The following is a 16,604-nucleotide window of genomic DNA, read 5'->3' on the forward strand; positions in this document are numbered from 1 at the left end:
CGCTCGCGCGCGCGCGCCGGAGCGGGCGCGCTCGGTCGGGCGCTGGACGGTACGCCCACACAGGCGGGGCGGGCCTTTCTCATCGCCAACCCCTCCTTGACCCTTGCGAAGGGGACACTGCCCGATTGCACCTTGCTCACCGCGATCCTGAGCGACCAACCGGGATTCCTCAAATGCCTGCTGAGCGCGCCCGTGATGTCCATGGACGGCAAGGTCGTCCTGATGGAGGCGGGCACCACGATGGAGGGCGAGTACGCCGCAGGTGTGCAGGCAGGACAGACCACGATCTTCACGTTGTGGACGCGCGCGGTGACGCCGCAGTTCGTGGCCGTGCCGCTGGGTTCGCCCGGCACCGATGCGCTCGGACGCGCCGGCACACGGGGCGAGGTGGATCACAAGTGGATGGAGCGATTCGCGGGGGCGGTGTTCTTCTCCTTGCTCGAGGATGCCAAGAACCTCGCGATCGCGCGGGCCGACGCGCGCGCCGCACGGCGCGTTCACGGCCCGTCCGGCGACACCTACAACATCGGCACCCGCGGCGCCGTGTCGGACTTCGGCAACACCGCCAGCTCCGCACAGTCGATCGTCCAGGAGATGCTGCGCCAGGGCAGCCAGGCGCGTCCCAGCCTCTACAAGAACCAGGGCGAAGTCATCAAGATCTTCGTCGCGCGCGATGTCGACTTCGCGGATGTGTACGCGCTGCAGCCGGCGGCACCTTCGGCAGCCTTGCCCGTACCCGCCGCGTCCGACCTTCGCGGCGCCGCCTCCTTCGGCCATGACTGAGGACGAGCGCCACCTGTCGATCCTTGCCCATCTGCGCGTGCTGCAGCCGTGGCTGGACGATCCGCAGGTCAACGAGATCGCCGTCAATGCCCCGGGCCTCGTCCAGCTCTGGCGGCATGGCGAGTGGAGGTCCGTCGAGGCGGCTGCCGTCAGCTTCGAGTACCTGCGCACGTTGGGCAGCTTTCTTGCGAACATCTCGCGAAAGCCTTTCGACGAAGCCCACCCGATCCTCTCGGCCCATCTGCCCGGGGGCGAGCGCGTCGAGATGACGATGCCGCCCGCAGCGGCGCGCGGCATGATCTACCTGAATCTTCGCAAGCACACGAGCCAGCCCTTCGCGCTCGATCAGTTCGCGCAGCAAGGCTACTTCGCGCACACGCGGCACCTCGTGGCGCCCGGAATGCCGGACGAAGACCGTGCGCAGCTTGCCGATGTGCTGGCGCCGGGCCAACTGGCTCGCTGGCGCCTGGCGCGCGCGGGCCAGTGGCAGGCCTTCCTTGCGCATGCCGTGCGCGGGCACGAGAACATCCTGGTCTCGGGGGCCACCGGTTGCGGCAAGACCTCCCTGGTACGTGCGCTGATCGAGCTCGTGCCGATGTGGGAGCGCCTCATCACGGTGGAGGACACGCCGGAGATGCCGCTGCGCAACCATGCGAACTCGCAGGCGCTGTTCTATCGCCGGGAGACGCAGGTCGCGAGCGCATCGTCGGCGCGACGGCCAAGGAGGTGCTGCAGGCGGTCATGCGCAAGACGCCGCACCGCGTGATGCTCGCCGAGCTGCGCGGGGACGAGACTTTCTTCTATGTGCAGAACGTGCTCAATTCCGGCCACCCTGGTGGGATCACCACCGTGCATGCGAATTCGCCGCGCGAGGCCTATTTGCGTGTCGCGCTGCTCATCAAGGCCTCGGACGAGGGCCGCAGTCTCGGTCTGGATGAGATCCTGCGGTTGCTGCACATGCTCGTGCAAGTGGTCGTGCAACTGGAGTTCGAGCCCGGGGTCGGGCGGCACGTGCCGTCCATCTACTACGACCCGATGCACTCGATCACGATGCTGCGCTAGGAAGCGTGTCGACTGGGTTGCACCGACTCGCAGGGCGTCGCCGATGACCTGACGGCGTTCAACTCGGGGATTGCCAGGATGCGGGGCAAGTGGGCCGCGACGAGCCCGCGCATCGCCCGCCGGTCCTTGGGACGCCGACCAACACCAGGTTTGCACTTCGTTGGCCTGGCCGCGATCAAGGTCGGGCCCGTGCGCGCGGAAAACGACCCAGGCTATGTCTCGGCCCTTCGCGGCCTGACTCGCATCGGGGAAACCTATCGGGTGGACTATGAGAGAGCCAAGAACGCGGGCACGACACTCGACAGTTGCCCCGTCGGCGGCGTCAAGATGACCACCGATACGCTGGTTCCCTTCCTGCTGCGCCTGCCACCCGAGCAGCAATCGATGTCGATGGACACGGCATTTCGCCTGCACATGCGCGAACTCTATCCGTGCCCTGCCAAAAGCGATACGCCGTAAAACTGACTGTACGCAACCGTCCCTTACAGGTTGCCGGCGTTCAGGTCGACTGATAGACGTCGCGCACGCGCTCAAACCGGCGCCGTGCAAGGTCTTCGTCGCGGATCATGAGGAAGTGGTTGCCGTCGCCGCTGGCCATCGTGTCCATGCGACGTGCGCCGGCATAATATTCGCCGCCATATGAGAACAGGTGCCTCCAGGGCGTTCGACCGGGCGTGACGATGTGCCGGCCCGCCGGATCCACCTCATCTTCGGCGTGGACCTGAATGTCATCGGGCCAGCCGCCCAGGCGGTCGCCGAAATTGCCTCCGGGCGCTTTATCGCCAGGGGGCAGGCGAGGCGACAGTTGCAGGGCGTCCGGCTTCTGGAACCAGTCCCAGATTGCCTTGCTGCTGTGCTCCGGCATGGCTGTCTTCCAGTGATGCGGCACGCTGAGGCCTGAGTGCGGCAGCAGGCGGTCGGCCATTGCAAGACGGGACCAGGCTTCTTCGGGTTGTGCAGGATCGCCATAGGAGGTCCAGCGGTCGCTCCAGCGCTGGAGTTCGACAGGCCACTCGCGCCGTTGCAGCGCGGCAAGCTTCACGTCGTGCCAGTACGCGCGATGAAGCGGCGTCTCGCCATCGTCATCGCTGATCGCATCCATGAAGATGGAGAGCACACCGCTGCGCGGCAGCGCCGGGTCGAACCCGGGGAGGGCGGACAGCGGCCCAGGTCGAGTTGCGCGATGAAGGCCAGCGGAAACTCGGTCCGCAGCGCGGCCATGCGGGCCTGCAACCAAGCGATGCGGATCGCGTCCATCTTCGGGTTGCGCTGCGTCTGGCCGCGCAGCGCGTGGCGCATGCGCTCCAGGTCTTGCTCGCTGGCACCACTGGCGCGCATCGTCTGCAGCAGCTGTTCGAGGTCGCGCTCGGACATTGCCGGCTTGGCGTTGCGGACGTCGTCGATCTCCTTGCGCAGTTGCGCCAGACGGCGCTCGGGCGAGGCCAACGCGGGGCGTATGGGCCACGGCATGCCAGGCGGCAGGTCGGGGTTGCCGGCCATCTTGCTGGTGCCCACGGCCAACGTATCGTCCTTCTCCTGGCGGCGAACGAACAGCACCACGGGCCGTACCGAGGCCTCGATGCCGCGGGCATAGTCGTTCAGTCCGGCCTTGCGTAGCGATTCGTGCAAGGCTTGGGCATTGGCGAATACGGGCATATGTCAGGACTGATCCAGCATGCGGGGCCACTTGCCGTAGCCAAGCCACCAGAGCATGCCGACATTGATCAACGGGATGAAGAACAGGATCGCCATGGCACCGGGATGCCCGGTGCGCGCGACGATCCGCCACAGCGGTATTCCGAAGATCACCGCAGTGGCCAGAAGAACGAGCCAGTGCTCTATCGACCAACCCATCATCTTCGTCTGCTCCTTGTTGTGCCTTGGGTTGCTTGAGAGGAAAAATCGGAAAGCGGTGCGCAGGGCCATCGCCGATGACGGCTGCAGGCACCTACGGGCTCAGAGACTGTTGCCCTCACCACCGGGCAGGTCGAAGGAGTCGGGCTTCGGGAATGGCTTGTCGGGCCCGGACGCCCCGTGCCTGTGAATGGATGCGAAGCTCGCACAGCAGGCCGCACCCAGCACGGGAATCAGCCACACCAGGGCCAGTTGCAGGCGTTGCTGAAGCGGGGAATAGAAGTCGCAGCGCAGCACGACCGCTGTCACGTACAGATTGCCGATGAGCACCGCCACGGCGATGCATGTAAGCACGTAGTACCAATTTCCGGGCAATGCGTTTCTCCCAAGCTCTACCGGAACAATGTAGCGACTGGCTTATACCAAGGTCAATCAGCTGGCACAGACTGACACAAGCTCATCTGCATACGAAAAGCCGGTTGACGTTGACCACGTGTGTGATCCCTCCCTGTGCTAACGGTCAGCGCCCCAGGTCTCGCCGCACATCAAGCCCTGGGCGCGGTCGATGTCGCAGGCGAGCGCGTCGCGCTTCTTATCGGCGAGGTCGGTTCGCAGATAGCCAAGGCCGTAGTAGACGTCCCGGTGACTTGTGACGACGTCGAGAATCGGGCCCCAGTCCTCGCGCGGCAGCCAGTCCGCCAGCGATGCCAGCACCTCGTTGTCCAACGCACGCGCCAGCTGGTCATGGTCGGCAAACAGCCAGGCGATGCGTCGACGCCGCTCGGCCAGCGGCAGATCCGAGTGCGCCAGCGACTTGATGGCTTCCGCGGTCCACGGGCCGGGAACGCCTGCGGTCCTGAAGGCCTGCAGCCGCGGCCTGTCCAGCGCTCGCACCGCGGCCTGGTAGTCGTCGAACTGCGACTTGCGAAACACCTTGAGGAACGTCTGGAGGTCCAGGCTGTTGAAGGCATCCTTTGGCGTGGAGGCGGCCGCAGAAGGGGCGGCCGCGTTCAACGCGGAAATGCCGTTGCATCGCACACCGGCCTTGTCGTCGACGCTGCACTGCGCATACAGCGCCTCCTCCAGTTCGGGGAATGCCGTCGTCTTCATCAGCGCAGGGCCCTGTGCCGACGACTTCCATTCGAAGGTGAATGGCAGCCTGAGAGCCCCATGGCACCTGCCGTACTGCATGCCGTCGTGGAGGTAGTAGCGATGGCCCGTCACCGTGTCCTGGACTGGCATCAACCGGGGCACGCCATCGTCGCCGCCCATGTTGGTGTTCAGCCGCTCGATCTTGCCGCCGCGCTCGCGCCAGACCTCGTACCGGTCGCTCGGATCGGGGCACGAGGGCGTAGGGTTGTTCTCTGGCCCAGTGAAGGTGTCCACGAGGCCGCCCACATAGCCGTTGACCTGCGAGCTGCCTCCCACCAGCAAGCCGCATCGGGCATCACCGGGGATTTCGATGAGTTGAACCGTCTCAACGCGAACCTCCACGGTGTCCTGATCGCCTCTCACCGTCGCGTGGTTCAGGAGTTCGCGATACAAGGGAGCGGTCAGTTCGAAGGTGCAGTTCGCCTGCGCGTCTACGAGCCTGGGCTTGCCGCTCGCCGTGCTGTCAAGGAAGGGGCTCACGGCTGGCACCAGTGACTTGGCGTTGGCTGCGACGCGCTTCGCGTCCAGCCCGCGAATCGGCTGGGCTACCCCCTTCGATGCCAGGAAGAGCAGTTTCTCGCGAGTGTCGGCCTCGCTGGAGGTTGCGCAGTCGGGGTATTGCGAGCCGACGAGCCGGAACTGGCTCAGTATCGTGATCGGCACGTTGTCGCGGGCATTGCCGAACTGCGCGAGCATGAAGGGCCAGGCCGCCTCGAAGGCCTTCGCGCCCATCTCGGCAGGTGCGCACTGCAAGGCGGTGTTCGCGTCGCGGTTGGCGTAGCCGCTGGCGAACAGCTCGCTCCAGAGTTCGGGCTGGATCCGCCCGGCCAGCGAGGGCCACTCGGCATAGTCGATCGGTCGAGGCAGATGCCGCCACAGCGTGCGCCAGAGTTCCGGCGCCAGTCCATAACTGGGGCGGGCGTCGCCCGAGGACCCGAGCAATGCGGCACGCTGCGCCAGGCCGCGCAGCGCCGCCTGCGCGTGGCGTCGCAGGACCGGTGTCGGCAGCCCCGCCAGGGCTGCATCCAGGCCCGCGGCGGACCGGCTGTGCATCAGGACCAGGTCGCTCACTGCCTGGTCGTCGTCCATGATGCGGGCATAGACCTCGGGGCGCAGCCGCGCGGCCAGCGCAGTCCATTGACCAAGGGCGGCTTCGCTGGCGGCCATGTGGTCAGGCTGGGGGTTGTAGGAGGTCACGGATATCGCCAACCGGCGCATATGGTCTCGTGCCAGCTTGTCGTCGCAGGGTTGCCGAAGGTCAGTGAAGCGATGCGCTTCGCATCCACGGGCTGGGGTGGTGGATTCGGTGATGACGGGGGCGTCGTGTCGGGCACGAGGCCGTAGGTCGACTTCAGTACCTGCAGGACCTTTGCGCGCTTGTAGCGAGCGCCGAGCGTCAAGGCGGTGTCCGTGCCGCCTTGGAGTGTCTTGCGCGGATCCGCGCCATGAGCAAGCAGCCAGATCGCGGTGCGTTCCTGGCCCGCACGGATCGCGTGGTGGAGCAGCGTGCCGACGTGCCGGTAGGCATTGGGATCCGCGCCAGCCTTCAATTGCTTCGCCAGATAGGCGATCAGCGCGGTCTCGTTCGCCGCCGGGAGGTCGTCGGGCTTCGGAAAGTCCCAGTAGCCCTGCTCCGGCCCTGCGCCAGGCATCGAGAGCAAGGCCGCAAATGCATTGTCCGTTGCATCGTCGGAGAAGGCACTTGCCGCGGTGGACAGCAGTACGAACGACAGCGCCATCACGACGCTTCGCCCGAGCCTCAGGATTTTCTTGTGCATGGAAGCCTCGCAGGTCACTGGATCGCCATGATGGAGGCCTCATCGCCGCATTGAATGAAGATGGTGAGAAGCCCCCGTGAAATGGAAACGGCAAGGCCGAGATCATGGGGTGACTGCATGGGACGGGATTCCACCAATCTACCCAGCGGAGTCCACTTCGGCGCGGGGAAGGTCATGCACACTGCGCCTCGATGCTCCACATCAGATCCTGACAGGACGACGACCCGGGCAGACAACAATCAAACATGCACAGAAGGCTCGAGGATGAAGCGACTTGACGCAAGCCCCTGCTTGCTGAGCGTGCTGGTACTGCTGGCGCCATCGGTCCAGGCGAGCGGACATTTGCCACTTCGCCAGGCCCCACCGGAATCATTCGCCAGCTTCGACGCATGCGTGGATCGTCTGCGACAGCTGCATGCACAGGACAAGATCGGCGCAGACAAGGGGCCTCAGCCGATCGCGAACGGTGCAACGCGTGAAAAGATCGTCGATACCAAAGGCGTCGTGATCGAGGGAAGCGATGCAGCACACTACAACGCAGAGGTCGGCTGGTCGGTTCGCTCGCCTGGAGGCGACGCCGCCGGCAATCGCTGGATCCAGAGCAACTACACATTCGAGCGCTGGGCGTGGACCTGCAGCGGCACTTCATTGAGCGGCACGATGGAAGGCGGCTTCACATCGCCGTCGTTCGAGCCTCTGCGCTAGGGGATGAGCTGTGGCACGTTATTCAACGGCAGTTCGTTTGCGCGGCAGCTGTACTTCTTCGCTTGCTGTTCGCCTCCTCGGGTGAGACGTCTTGGTGTACCTGCATCGCTCGCATTGCAGTTGCTGTAAACCAAAGCGAAGTCACCTCCCATGAGAACGCTTGTTCTTGTCCCGGCACTCTTCAGTTCAACGGCGTTTGCCACGAAGCCCGTCATTTCGGTCTACGAGGGGCTGGTGCGCCATGCCTTACCGAGGTGAGGGCGGATTCTGCGCGCGCTGCACAAGAATGCCCCGCTCGATCAGCAGCGCCAGCAACCCCGTATATGTCGGGCAGGCATGGGTAGCATTGCGGGCAAGCGCGTCGTCAATCTCGACCATGTCATCACGCACGCACGCATACAGCTTCGCATCCGAGGGGTGCAGTCGACCAAACGCGCCGCACAACTGGACGAACGCGACGATTTCCTCGAACAGCTTCGTGTTTATCTCCATGCCGACCATCGTGTTGGAGGTGTATCCGCACTCGTTGTCCACCTTGGCGGCATAGGCGCGCAGGTCGTAACGAGGTAGCCAGTGCGGATCCAGCCCGTCCAGGCTGCGGGCGATCTCGTCAATGATGGCGGTCAGTGTCATCGTGCAATTGATCTGTGACGCCCGAAAGGGATGCGACCCAGAAAGGCTCACGTACCCTGGGAGCGGATATCGTTGCTTCAGCCGCCTTGGCAAGCTGCATGCGGTGCAGCAACAGTGCAATGTGCTGCAAGTGTCTTGCCACCGGTCCATCGCCAGGCAAGGACCACGGCTAGCGAGCTCCCCCGGGGCAAGCTGCAACCGGTGTAGTACACACGGCACTCGGTATCACTATCGCTGCCGCAGATCGCCATGCTCTTCTGTATGGCCTCCTCCTTCGTGCCTGCAGCAGCCGTACTGAATCCGCGGCTGCCAACGCTCATCGCGCCGCATCCATTGGAGTAGGAGAGCTGAAGCTTGCAGGGCGCTCCTCCCTTGGCCTGGCAATCCGCCAATGCCTTGCCTGCGGCACCTTGCTCGCTGCGCTCCCCGGTGGCAGTCCCGAGCACGCCCTTTACCCCGTCGGTGGCGATTGCCCCCCAACGAGATCCCAACTGGATGGGGGCGCCATGGTCCTCGGGCTTGGGGGATTGCTGTGAACTGGGTGCGGGCCCGCAGGAAGTCGCGCTGTAGGGGATCCACCCCGGCGGGCAAGCCACCTGCGCGCGAGCCTGGGAGCCGAAGAAAAGCATGCTCAGCGAGGCCAGGAAGAATATGAGGAGTGCTCTGTTCATGATCTTGTGATCTCTCCGCTGCCATCAGCTTCAGAATCAGCTGGTCGAAATGCTGAACACCCGATCAGTTGTTGAGCACGCCGAATGGCAACGTCCATCCAGGTAGGCCGCTCCCCGCGTTCAATGGAACGTGACCATACGGCAGGAACGTCGGGCCCGAGCGACGTTCCAGCGTCTCCTTCGGCGTATGGCCGAACTCGGCCTTGAAGAGGCGATAAAAGTACTTCTCGTCCGAGAAGCCATGGCTCCACGCTATCTCTGCAATTCGCACATGTTGACGCTGCGGGTCACTGAGCACCTGATAGGCATGACGCAATCTCCTGCGGCGGATCTGCCGCATGATCCCGCCGTCTTCCTCGAACAGTTGATAGAGCTTGGCCCGCGACACGCCGACGTCCCGACAGATCCGCTCAGGCGTCAGATCGGGTTCAAGCAAGTGGGCATCGATGTGATGCCGGATCCGCTCGAGCAGTCCCCTGCGGATGGGACTGCTTGCCTCCTGAATCACCTCGACTGTTGGCGAAACGGCAGCGGCCATGAGCAGCAACATCGACTGGACAACGCCCGGGACGTCCTTCTGTTGCAAGCTGGAGAGATTCCGGAACAGCGACAGTATCTGATCGCCCAGAAGGCGGCCGATGCCGCTTCTGAGCGTTTGATCATGCAGAAGTGCGGCAGAGCCGGGCAACAGGTGCCTGGGCACGACGACGCTGATCACGTCCCCGGCCTCGACCATGCAATCGTTGATCTGCGCGACATCGTAGAAGAACAGATCACCAGGCTTCTTGACGGAATCCGGACCCATCGATCGACGGGCCACTTGTCCGCTGAGCAGCAAGGTAAATCGAAAGGATTCCTGGCCGTCCAGGCGAATGCGCCGCGCGTTGCGATGGACTGCGTAGGTCAATGGCCGCGGCCGCTTGGGCCAGCGTCGCCCCGAGATGACCAGCGGGCCGAGTGCGGCGCCAGTGGCTTCCGCATCGAACGCGCCGTAGCCGTCGTCCTCGAACCTGCAGTCGCAGAGGTTGTCCTTGACCCAGAGGTGAAATCGATCCCGCTCGGGGTAGTCCGCAGTGGAAAACCTGAAGACAGGAACGGCGTCCGACTCATCCATGGCAACGGGCTCTTTTCTCATGACCCGAGGATCATCGCCGATCGGTGTCGCAACGCAGGCAAGCTGGGCCAGGAGCATCACATCCTGTGAGCCGTGGCGGCATCGAGGCATGGATCGGACATCTTCGCGGAGTCGCAACATCGAGCGCGCATCCTAGTCCCGCGCTTTCGGGGCCAAGGTGCAATTTCATCCACATCAGGTGGAAACTGGACACTGCCATACCAGCTACGCTTCGATGATCGTTGCGTCAGCCACGCCTCGAAACCAGTGTCTTCCCAAGTTCTCGTCATGCTGTCACGCCCATTGCCGAATCTCACTGATACCTCTGCCGTGTTGGGGGCTGCGCTCACGCTCAGCCTCGCACTTTCGCTGCCGGTGGCTGCGCAGCCTAATGCATCAACGAATGCGCCCGCACCGCGCATGGTGTCCGAATTGAAGGACATCCGCATGAAGGCGATCGCCAGCCTGCCCAAGGCCGTTGGCAGCAGCACCGACCGCAACGGTTGCCCTTGGCGCGTGATCCAGCCGAAGTCGGCGGCGGCACGGCTGGTGGCCGCACAGGGCTGGGCCGTGATGGCGGACGTGCCGCTCGGCGCCTACCGCGCCGTCAGTTTCGCCGGCCAGATGGAAGCCGGCACCAGCGGCACCTGCAACATCACCCAGGGCAACGTGGCCGTGTTCGATGGCGACAAGCTTCTCGCGCTGGCCTACGGCAAGTCGGCCGACGACGCCGCCATCGGCAACCTGACCGCGCTCGAAGGCGGCGCCGTGCGGGTATGGGACGGCGACATCGTCGGCTCGCCGGTGGGCGACCTGCGCGTGGAGGTCGACGGCACCGTGCGCCTGGGCAAGCTGGCCGACGAGGAATCCGTCTGCAAGGGTCAGGCGAAGGTGCCGAACGTCTACGGCATGCCGATCGACAAGGCGCGCAAGGCGCTGGCCGACAAGGGCTGGAAGCCCGTGCGCATCAAGCCGGATGGCGAATCGCGTCAGGCGGGCTTGATCAAGCGCGGCATCGTCGAGGTCGAGTCCTGCTCGGGAACGGGCCTCGCCTACTGCAGCTTCAGCTATGCCGGCGCGGCTGGCGCGCTGTCGATCGTCACTGCGGGCGAGAAGGGCCTTCCGAACGTCGTCGGCTATGACGTCAAGTGCCGTTGACGACGCGCCGCTGATCCCGCGACGCCGTATCGCCTGTCTTCACGGAATCCAAGGATCTTCTTCATGCAACGCCCGCCTGCGCGCAACTCCAGCATCGGTCTGCGCGCTCTCCCGGTCTGCGCTCTGCTGGCCTGCCTGGGCGCGTGCGAGCCCGCCGTGCTGCCCGCCAGCCCCACCGTAGCACCCGCAGTCAAGACTTCCGCTTCGTCGCCCCCCTCTGCATCGGTCAGGGTCGATGGATCGTCCCTGCAGTCGTTGCTGGGCGTGTTCGGTGGCCAGGCCGCTGCCCCCTGGTCCGCGTTCGACAGCGTGCCGGGCGTACGCTGGAGTGACGCGAAGCCGCTGAACAACCCCGACACCGTTTCTCCCGACGCCGCGCACTATCGCGGCGGCGACATGCTCCTCGCCGGCTTCGGCGAAGTGGACGTACCCGATGGCAAGGTCGGCGCGCAGGCCGGCGTCAGGAAGGACAACGAAGGCCATGTCGGGGTGGTGCTTCACGGCAATGTGAGCGAGGTGCTGTCGATCGCGCTGCAGAAGTTCTATCCGAGTGACGACACGCAAGGCATCCTGTGGCGGCAGCTCGGTAACGATGCCATGGTCAGGCCCATTGCCGCCAGTTGCGCGCTCGACGACGGCACGAGTGCGCCGAACACGCAGAAGAACGTCTTCTACGAGCTGGGCATCCCCGGCATCGCCATGCCGGTGTTCGCGGAAACCTATGTCGACGAAGACGGCGGCAATCAGGGGCCGGGTGTCACGAACTTCGTTTTCTATCGGAGCAAACCGTGGCAGCGGATCGAAGGTATGCAGTGCAAGGCGTCCTGACTCGGAAAAAAGAGCATCCATGTACCAAATCCCTTCACGCATCGCCCTTCGCAGTCTGCACGCCCTCGCGATTTCGGTTTCGCTGCTCGCGAGCGCTGCATACGCCCAATCGTCGCAGACGGCGCCGATCAACGACACGCCGCTTAAGCTGTTGCTCGCCGATGTCGTCAGGCAGACCTCCTACAACCCCTACGCGCCGCACCCCGGCATACGGTGGACGAACGGCAAGGATGCGGGCTCCGAAGCCGAAGGCACGATCCAGCTACCCGGCGCGCCGGGCAAGCCGTCCGTGCAGGCGGTGCTGACCATCGAGCGCGATGCGAAGGGCCGGACCACCTCGCTGGCGTCCTGATCCCGCCAGCGGCCGGCAGAAGCCGACCACGCAGTTCCGCGAGATCCTGCGGCAGCAGCTCGAGCCCGGCGTGACCGTCACGCTGCTCGCCGACAACTGCGCGTGGGACGAAGGCGGCATGGAGCCCTGGAGCAAGGACGTCTTCATGCGTCTGAACTGGCCCGGAGAACGGCGCCCGCTGTTCGCGCGAGGCAGGCTCCAGGCGTGGCCCGATGCCACTTCCAGCCCGGTCCATTCGGCGCTCTTCTTCGATGCCGAAGATCCATCGGAGCTGATCAGGCAGATGGGTTGCCAGCGCGCAAGGCAGCCATAGGAGACGGTCCAGTCATGCGCCATCGCATCGTGTTGCCTTTTTGCTGCCTCTGCTTCTTCTCTTGGCGGGACGGGGCCACGCCCAGCCGGCCAATCGAGACCGGGAGATCGAACCGCCGGCGCTGACCCGGCAGGTTCCCCTGCATTTCAAGCGCCACAACTTCCAAGCGCTGTGCTACGACAGCGTTGGCTGCACCGTGGTCTACAACGGCCACCAGCAGGTGCGGCAGGCTGACGGCAAGGCCTCGCCGCCCAAACCCGTGGGCGGCAACGGCAATGCGTGGGGATCGACAGAGCTCGGAATTCGCAATTTTCCTGGTCCGGTGGAGGTTCGCTGGCAATCGAAGGACGGTACAGCTCACGAGGCGAGCGTCGACATCGGCCGGATCTTCCGGGACGAACTGGTCTGGCATGCCGTTCCCAGAGAAAAGATGACCGACTTCCACGCCGGTCCTGTCGCCGGCGCGCCGGACATCTACCTCGAAGTGGACGACCGCACCATCAACGTCTACACGGCGATGTTCATTCCAACGCAGGACGAGCAGATTCCCGGCAACAAGGACAGCAATTTCCGGAAGGACATCTTTCTTGTCTGGAGCAGGACCTACCGATGAGAGTTGCATATGACCAAGAAGCTGCATAAGCGAGGCACATGGCCCGCATCGGGAGCTCCGATAGCCATGAGGCTGCTGCTGCCCCTGCTCATCTGCCTGTTCGGCATCCAGCCGCCCGCTCATGCGGAGGGTGGTTGCCCTGCAGGCACGGTTCCCGAAGGCGGCCCAGGCGTGTCTTCTTGCCGGCCTCTTCCTGGCTATGGCGGATCTGGAGCAGCTGCCTCCTCGGGGCCGCGAAGCGTCACGTACATCGAGCGGTGGGGCGCCGTTGCGATGGATACCTACGTTACCGCGAATGTGGGCGCCTCGCATGACAAGTCCAGCCGCGCCGAAGCGGAAAGGATCGCCATGGAAAACTGCCTCTCCCTCGGCTCCAAGAAGTGCGAGTTGATTTCGACCTATTCCAATGGTTGTGTGGCACTGGCAGAGAGCAGCACTCACTTTGGCATCGCGAGCCGACCCACACTAGGTGAATCCCAAAACGCCGCGATGGAGCAGTGCAATGGGGCTTCCTGCAAGGTCGTTTTCACCAGCTGCAGCAAGGCAATCGCCGTTCGCTGACCTGCAGAGCCAAGCAGAGGCAGATGTCAATGAGAGCGCAAATACTATTGCTTTGCTGCGTGCTGGTGATGCCGGCGGAAGCGAAGCCCGGGATCCAGGCGAGATTGCGGCAACTGAAGCCGGGAGAGGCGTCCGAGCTTTGGACTTGGCCCGAACTACAGCATCGCATCGAGGCTCTCTTGGCCGCTGGCGAATACGGGCTTGCCCGCGAGCACCTCGGTGAAGCCAGGCCAAGCTTGGATCGTGCGCCACCGCAGTTTCGGCTTAGTCTTTTTCGCCTCGAACTTCAGCTGCTTCTGAAAGAGAAGAACTGGGTTGCACTCGATGGTACGGTTGTCCCTTCGGCGCTGGATGAGTACACGATGCGTCAGGCGCAAGACCAACTGGACTTCTACCAGGCGACATCCCAACTGCTACGCCCGAACGGCAATCTGGCTGGTGCTCAAGCCGTATTGCAGCGTCTCGCTGCGCGTCCTGATGCAGCCCCAGCCTACAGGGAGAATTTCTTCGCGATTGCCCTTCAGCAGCTTTTGGGGCCAACCCTTCATCCGTTGACCGATGCGGACAAGATTGCAGGCGAAGGCCTCCTTGCGGAAATCAATGCCGCGGTCGCTGTGGACGAGACCCTGGCCAGCATCAATTTGCTCGCCAACCGTGGGCTGCTTTTGCTTTCCTTGCGAAGACCTGAAGATGCATTGAAGAGCGTGGCTGTGCGTCGTCAGGAGACGCGAAGCCCGGAGCTCGAACTCACAACAGTACTTGCCAAATGGGAGATGGGATTCCAAGTTGAGGCGATGGCAATTTTGGATGCGGCCATCACGGAGTTTGATGGCGACAATCAACTTACTGCCCTCAAGAATGACCTGCGAGCTGGTGACACTACGCGCAGCATCGCGTCGGCACCAAGACGCAGCTGCGACAGGCTGACGCCTTGCGCAAGGAGATCGCGGAGCGGGCGGCTTCGCTGGATGCCAGGCAGTCGGAGCTCCTCCAGAAGGAAGCCGCGCTCGAGCACACACGCAGCAGCCTGGAGAGCGCGCTCGCCTCGGTCCGGCAGGCCCTCGATGCGAGCCAGGCCCAACTCGAGGCCGCGACCCGCGGGCGCCAGGACAGCGAGGCGCGCTCCAGGCAGCTCGAGCAACTTCTCGAGCAGGCGCAGGCCTCCCTGGAGCGTCAGCGCCTCGAATTCGCTTTGCAGCAGACCGCCTGGAACGAGACGGCGCGCCAGACCGAACAGCTGAATGCCGAGCGCGAAAAGAGACTGCTGCTGGAGGTCGATCGCGAGCGGCTGGCCGCGCGTCAGGCCAACGCGGAGTCCCTCAAGGAGCACAAGCTGCGCGAGCGCGCTGATGAGTCTCTGGCCGATGCCACGCGCAATCTGGCGGCCTTGCGCCATGAATTCGCCCTCGCCCAGGCGGCGCAGACGCGTGCGCAGGAAGACATCCAGTCATGGCAGGAGCGCCGGGACGAACTTCAGAAGCGCCTGTCCAGCGAGGAGGATGCACACCAGGCCACCCGCGCGCTGCTTGCCACAGCCTTGACGACCAAGCCGAAGGGCAGGCGCCCTGCCGGGGCCTGAGCAAGGCACGTCCGACCCGAACCACTCGGGCTGGATGATGGCTCTGGTCAGCAGCAGCGGCAAAGTTCAGCAGTAATCGGCGTTTGATGCGATCTGCTTCGCAGGGCCGGCGGCGGCACGCCGCAGAACTGAAGCGGCAATCCAGATCGAGCGGCCCATGGCCAGCCGCTGAGGTCTACGTCCACCTGACTTCCACGCCAAAGGGCAGGGGATCGAGGTCAAGCAGTCCGCCGCACGGTATGCTGCCTCTACGGCAAAGTTGGTATGCCGTGACCCAGGAGGAGATTCTGACGATGGCCCCAGACAAGAAAGACCAGCCGCAATCCAATAGCGAGATCACGGTGTCCGCGACGGGCGTGACGGTGAAAGGCCAGCTTGTGGACAGTATGAGCAAGCCAGTCATGAGGCTCGCGACCACCGCGGACTCGGTGCTTCGGTTTTGTTCAAGCCTCGTCGTACTGCCGTTCGACTTCATGAGTCACAACCTGGAGTCATTTCGTCGACGCTACGCTCACAAGTTCGAAGAGATACCGTTCGAACATCGGCAAGAACCATCCGCAAGGATCGCCGCGACGGCGATCCAGCAGGCCGCGCTTTCGGCAGATGCGCCTGACATCCAGGAGATGTTTGCCCAACTTCTCGCCTCGGCGTCGGACGCCCGTCTTCAAGGTCAAGTTCATCCAGCCTTCGTCTCCGTCATCAGCCAGCTCGATGCCAACGATGCTGTGTTCTTGCAGGCCGTTGCGGCCGCCACCGCGGCAGAGACCCCCGTTCATCTAGGCGATCGACGGGAAGAACTTCGCGAGATCGCGAGCGCAGCCACAGCAAACCTGCTGAGGATCAGAATTTTCGAGACCCGCGATCTGCCATACAACACGGACGAGCTGAATCGACTGGTGGGGAGGTCACACTACGCTGCACCACGCGACTGGAGCGATGGTTTGCAGACGCTGGTGTCACTGATCAACGACGTTCAGAAGCTGAAGAATGAATTGGTGAACAAGCTCGGACAGCAGCACGCGCGGCAAGCGACGTACATCTCGCCATTCGGCCAAAGTTTCATTCGCGTCGTGCTCGGCGAGCTTCCAACGTTGGATTCGATCGCGATCAAGATCGAGATTTAGCCGCCCACCCAACCCAACTGAAGCCGCATTTCCAATGGCGAGGTGCGGCGCTTGGCGAAATTCCTCCTGGAGAACTCGCTCGAGACGGGGCGTGGAGGCATATTTTTCGCCGAACGAGCCGGGCATCCGCTGCGGGAGTCTCGTCTTTATGGTCACGGAACCTGCGCCAGTCTCGCGTTTATGGTCTGACTGTCCTGCGATTTAGGTAAAAAACGTCAGCAACTTATTGTCGCCGCAGGCTCGGCTTCGGAAAATTGACCATGGCTGCTCGAACCCCCAATGGGCCGCGCGCTCAATGCCTTGTTTAAATTTAACATAAGATAT

The 16,604-nt window shown here is 63.8% G+C and carries 25 protein-coding genes; 13 read left to right on the plus strand and 12 right to left on the minus strand.

Annotated features, from left to right (window positions below; genetic code table 11):
• The 4 genes from BMG07_RS34305 to BMG07_RS34320 all read left to right on the plus strand — a co-directional run.
• A partial coding sequence (locus tag BMG07_RS34305; protein WP_307867201.1) for a TrbI/VirB10 family protein occupies positions 1-783 on the plus strand: 783 nt, incomplete at its 5' end.
• Complete coding sequence (locus BMG07_RS34310) at positions 776-1,549, plus strand: ATPase, T2SS/T4P/T4SS family (protein ID WP_198088248.1); 774 nt, start codon at positions 776-778, stop codon at positions 1,547-1,549. The genes BMG07_RS34305 and BMG07_RS34310, both read left to right, overlap by 8 nt.
• Positions 1,525-1,845 (plus strand): ATPase, T2SS/T4P/T4SS family, encoded by a 321-nt coding sequence (locus tag BMG07_RS34315; RefSeq protein WP_269759674.1) that lies wholly within the window; start codon positions 1,525-1,527, stop codon positions 1,843-1,845. The genes BMG07_RS34310 and BMG07_RS34315 overlap by 25 nt, the downstream gene beginning before the upstream one ends.
• A 150-nt stretch (positions 1,846-1,995) precedes the next feature.
• Positions 1,996-2,304, plus strand: coding sequence for a hypothetical protein (locus BMG07_RS34320; protein WP_198088250.1), 309 nt, complete (start codon positions 1,996-1,998; stop codon positions 2,302-2,304).
• A gap of 40 nt (positions 2,305-2,344) precedes the next feature.
• Here BMG07_RS34320 and BMG07_RS34325 read toward each other — a convergent pair whose 3' ends face one another.
• From BMG07_RS34325 to BMG07_RS34350, 7 genes are all read right to left on the minus strand, one after another.
• Positions 2,345-2,947 carry a DUF1963 domain-containing protein gene (locus BMG07_RS34325; protein ID WP_269759675.1) on the minus strand — a complete coding sequence of 201 codons (603 nt, stop codon included), beginning with the start codon at positions 2,945-2,947 and terminating at the stop codon, positions 2,345-2,347.
• Complete coding sequence (locus BMG07_RS43335; RefSeq protein WP_269759676.1) at positions 2,884-3,474, minus strand: DUF1963 domain-containing protein; 591 nt, start codon at positions 3,472-3,474, stop codon at positions 2,884-2,886. Before BMG07_RS43335 ends, BMG07_RS34325 begins: the two co-directional genes overlap by 64 nt.
• A 30-nt stretch (positions 3,475-3,504) precedes the next feature.
• Positions 3,505-3,771, minus strand: a complete 267-nt coding sequence (locus BMG07_RS34330; protein ID WP_198088252.1) for a hypothetical protein — start codon at positions 3,769-3,771, stop codon at positions 3,505-3,507.
• Between the two features lie 30 nt (positions 3,772-3,801).
• Positions 3,802-4,035 (minus strand): hypothetical protein, encoded by a 234-nt coding sequence (locus BMG07_RS34335; protein WP_198088253.1) that lies wholly within the window; start codon positions 4,033-4,035, stop codon positions 3,802-3,804.
• 177 nt (positions 4,036-4,212) lie between these two features.
• A complete protein-coding gene (locus BMG07_RS34340; RefSeq protein WP_269759677.1) occupies positions 4,213-6,018 on the minus strand; it encodes a hypothetical protein in 1,806 nt (601 codons plus the stop codon).
• A gap of 26 nt (positions 6,019-6,044) precedes the next feature.
• Positions 6,045-6,629, minus strand: coding sequence for an ankyrin repeat domain-containing protein (locus tag BMG07_RS34345; RefSeq protein ID WP_198088255.1), 585 nt, complete (start codon positions 6,627-6,629; stop codon positions 6,045-6,047).
• A 14-nt stretch (positions 6,630-6,643) separates the two neighbouring features.
• On the minus strand, positions 6,644-6,805 hold the full coding sequence (locus BMG07_RS34350) for a hypothetical protein (protein ID WP_198088256.1): 162 nt from the start codon (positions 6,803-6,805) through the stop codon (positions 6,644-6,646).
• 88 nt (positions 6,806-6,893) lie between these two features.
• Here BMG07_RS34350 and BMG07_RS34355 point away from each other — a divergent pair, with 88 nt between their 5' ends.
• Positions 6,894-7,334, plus strand: a complete 441-nt coding sequence (locus BMG07_RS34355; RefSeq protein WP_198088257.1) for a hypothetical protein — start codon at positions 6,894-6,896, stop codon at positions 7,332-7,334.
• A 246-nt stretch (positions 7,335-7,580) separates the two neighbouring features.
• Here the strand turns inward: BMG07_RS34355 and BMG07_RS34360 are convergent, their stop codons facing one another.
• The 3 genes from BMG07_RS34360 to BMG07_RS34370 form a co-directional block, all read right to left on the minus strand.
• Positions 7,581-7,967, minus strand: coding sequence for a hypothetical protein (locus tag BMG07_RS34360; RefSeq protein ID WP_198088258.1), 387 nt, complete (start codon positions 7,965-7,967; stop codon positions 7,581-7,583).
• A 77-nt stretch (positions 7,968-8,044) separates the two neighbouring features.
• Positions 8,045-8,638 (minus strand): DUF4189 domain-containing protein, encoded by a 594-nt coding sequence (locus BMG07_RS34365; protein WP_307867203.1) that lies wholly within the window; start codon positions 8,636-8,638, stop codon positions 8,045-8,047.
• A gap of 64 nt (positions 8,639-8,702) precedes the next feature.
• Positions 8,703-9,830: a helix-turn-helix domain-containing protein gene (locus BMG07_RS34370; protein ID WP_269759678.1), complete on the minus strand. Its 1,128-nt coding sequence runs from the start codon at positions 9,828-9,830 to the stop codon at positions 8,703-8,705.
• 342 nt (positions 9,831-10,172) lie between these two features.
• Here BMG07_RS34370 and BMG07_RS34375 point away from each other — a divergent pair, with 342 nt between their 5' ends.
• The 6 genes from BMG07_RS34375 (at position 10,173) to BMG07_RS34400 (ending at position 13,577) form a co-directional block, all read left to right on the plus strand.
• Positions 10,173-10,910: a Stk1 family PASTA domain-containing Ser/Thr kinase gene (locus tag BMG07_RS34375; protein ID WP_198088259.1), complete on the plus strand. Its 738-nt coding sequence runs from the start codon at positions 10,173-10,175 to the stop codon at positions 10,908-10,910.
• Positions 10,911-10,973: 63 nt separating this feature from the next.
• On the plus strand, positions 10,974-11,738 hold the full coding sequence (locus BMG07_RS34380; protein WP_198088260.1) for a hypothetical protein: 765 nt from the start codon (positions 10,974-10,976) through the stop codon (positions 11,736-11,738).
• A gap of 19 nt (positions 11,739-11,757) precedes the next feature.
• On the plus strand, positions 11,758-12,090 hold the full coding sequence (locus BMG07_RS34385; RefSeq protein ID WP_198088261.1) for a hypothetical protein: 333 nt from the start codon (positions 11,758-11,760) through the stop codon (positions 12,088-12,090).
• Positions 12,091-12,160: 70 nt separating this feature from the next.
• Positions 12,161-12,403 (plus strand): hypothetical protein, encoded by a 243-nt coding sequence (locus BMG07_RS34390; protein WP_198088262.1) that lies wholly within the window; start codon positions 12,161-12,163, stop codon positions 12,401-12,403.
• Between the two features lie 40 nt (positions 12,404-12,443).
• Positions 12,444-13,016, plus strand: a complete 573-nt coding sequence (locus tag BMG07_RS34395; RefSeq protein ID WP_198088263.1) for a hypothetical protein — start codon at positions 12,444-12,446, stop codon at positions 13,014-13,016.
• A 9-nt stretch (positions 13,017-13,025) separates the two neighbouring features.
• Complete coding sequence (locus tag BMG07_RS34400) at positions 13,026-13,577, plus strand: DUF4189 domain-containing protein (RefSeq protein WP_269759679.1); 552 nt, start codon at positions 13,026-13,028, stop codon at positions 13,575-13,577.
• A 155-nt stretch (positions 13,578-13,732) separates the two neighbouring features.
• Here the strand turns inward: BMG07_RS34400 and BMG07_RS34405 are convergent, their stop codons facing one another.
• Both BMG07_RS34405 and BMG07_RS34410 read right to left on the minus strand, forming a co-directional pair.
• The gene (locus tag BMG07_RS34405; protein WP_198088265.1) at positions 13,733-13,954 is read right to left on the minus strand and encodes a hypothetical protein; all 222 of its coding nucleotides are present in this window, start codon (positions 13,952-13,954) and stop codon (positions 13,733-13,735) included.
• Between the two features lie 36 nt (positions 13,955-13,990).
• Complete coding sequence (locus BMG07_RS34410) at positions 13,991-14,419, minus strand: hypothetical protein (RefSeq protein ID WP_198088266.1); 429 nt, start codon at positions 14,417-14,419, stop codon at positions 13,991-13,993.
• Between the two features lie 89 nt (positions 14,420-14,508).
• Here BMG07_RS34410 and BMG07_RS34415 point away from each other — a divergent pair, with 89 nt between their 5' ends.
• Together BMG07_RS34415 and BMG07_RS34420 are read left to right on the plus strand one after the other, a co-directional pair.
• The gene (locus BMG07_RS34415) at positions 14,509-15,156 is read left to right on the plus strand and encodes a hypothetical protein (RefSeq protein WP_198088267.1); all 648 of its coding nucleotides are present in this window, start codon (positions 14,509-14,511) and stop codon (positions 15,154-15,156) included.
• 293 nt (positions 15,157-15,449) lie between these two features.
• Positions 15,450-16,280 (plus strand): Abi-alpha family protein, encoded by an 831-nt coding sequence (locus BMG07_RS34420; RefSeq protein ID WP_198088268.1) that lies wholly within the window; start codon positions 15,450-15,452, stop codon positions 16,278-16,280.
• Positions 16,281-16,604: the final 324 nt, after the last annotated feature.

Origin of the sequence: Variovorax sp. E3 (assembly GCF_016082275.1) — a bacterium.
Classification (GTDB): domain Bacteria; phylum Pseudomonadota; class Gammaproteobacteria; order Burkholderiales; family Burkholderiaceae_C; genus Variovorax.

What these genes read in the sequence shown, in the direction of transcription:
- BMG07_RS34310 (WP_198088248.1), top strand. Translation starts at nt 776, where the DNA reads ATGACTGAGGACGAGCGCCACCTGTCGATCCTTGCCCATCTGCGCGTG.
- BMG07_RS34315 (WP_269759674.1), top strand. Translation starts at nt 1,525, where the DNA reads ATGCGCAAGACGCCGCACCGCGTGATGCTCGCCGAGCTGCGCGGGGAC.
- BMG07_RS34325 (WP_269759675.1), bottom strand. Translation starts at nt 2,947, where the DNA reads ATGGATGCGATCAGCGATGACGATGGCGAGACGCCGCTTCATCGCGCG.
- BMG07_RS34330 (WP_198088252.1), bottom strand. Translation starts at nt 3,771, where the DNA reads ATGGCCCTGCGCACCGCTTTCCGATTTTTCCTCTCAAGCAACCCAAGG.
- BMG07_RS34340 (WP_269759677.1), bottom strand. Translation starts at nt 6,018, where the DNA reads ATGGCCGCCAGCGAAGCCGCCCTTGGTCAATGGACTGCGCTGGCCGCG.
- BMG07_RS34345 (WP_198088255.1), bottom strand. Translation starts at nt 6,629, where the DNA reads ATGCACAAGAAAATCCTGAGGCTCGGGCGAAGCGTCGTGATGGCGCTG.
- BMG07_RS34350 (WP_198088256.1), bottom strand. Translation starts at nt 6,805, where the DNA reads ATGACCTTCCCCGCGCCGAAGTGGACTCCGCTGGGTAGATTGGTGGAA.
- BMG07_RS34355 (WP_198088257.1), top strand. Translation starts at nt 6,894, where the DNA reads ATGAAGCGACTTGACGCAAGCCCCTGCTTGCTGAGCGTGCTGGTACTG.
- BMG07_RS34360 (WP_198088258.1), bottom strand. Translation starts at nt 7,967, where the DNA reads ATGACACTGACCGCCATCATTGACGAGATCGCCCGCAGCCTGGACGGG.
- BMG07_RS34365 (WP_307867203.1), bottom strand. Translation starts at nt 8,638, where the DNA reads ATGAACAGAGCACTCCTCATATTCTTCCTGGCCTCGCTGAGCATGCTT.
- BMG07_RS34370 (WP_269759678.1), bottom strand. Translation starts at nt 9,830, where the DNA reads ATGCTCCTGGCCCAGCTTGCCTGCGTTGCGACACCGATCGGCGATGAT.
- BMG07_RS34375 (WP_198088259.1), top strand. Translation starts at nt 10,173, where the DNA reads ATGGTGTCCGAATTGAAGGACATCCGCATGAAGGCGATCGCCAGCCTG.
- BMG07_RS34380 (WP_198088260.1), top strand. Translation starts at nt 10,974, where the DNA reads ATGCAACGCCCGCCTGCGCGCAACTCCAGCATCGGTCTGCGCGCTCTC.
- BMG07_RS34385 (WP_198088261.1), top strand. Translation starts at nt 11,758, where the DNA reads ATGTACCAAATCCCTTCACGCATCGCCCTTCGCAGTCTGCACGCCCTC.
- BMG07_RS34400 (WP_269759679.1), top strand. Translation starts at nt 13,026, where the DNA reads ATGACCAAGAAGCTGCATAAGCGAGGCACATGGCCCGCATCGGGAGCT.
- BMG07_RS34420 (WP_198088268.1), top strand. Translation starts at nt 15,450, where the DNA reads ATGGCCCCAGACAAGAAAGACCAGCCGCAATCCAATAGCGAGATCACG.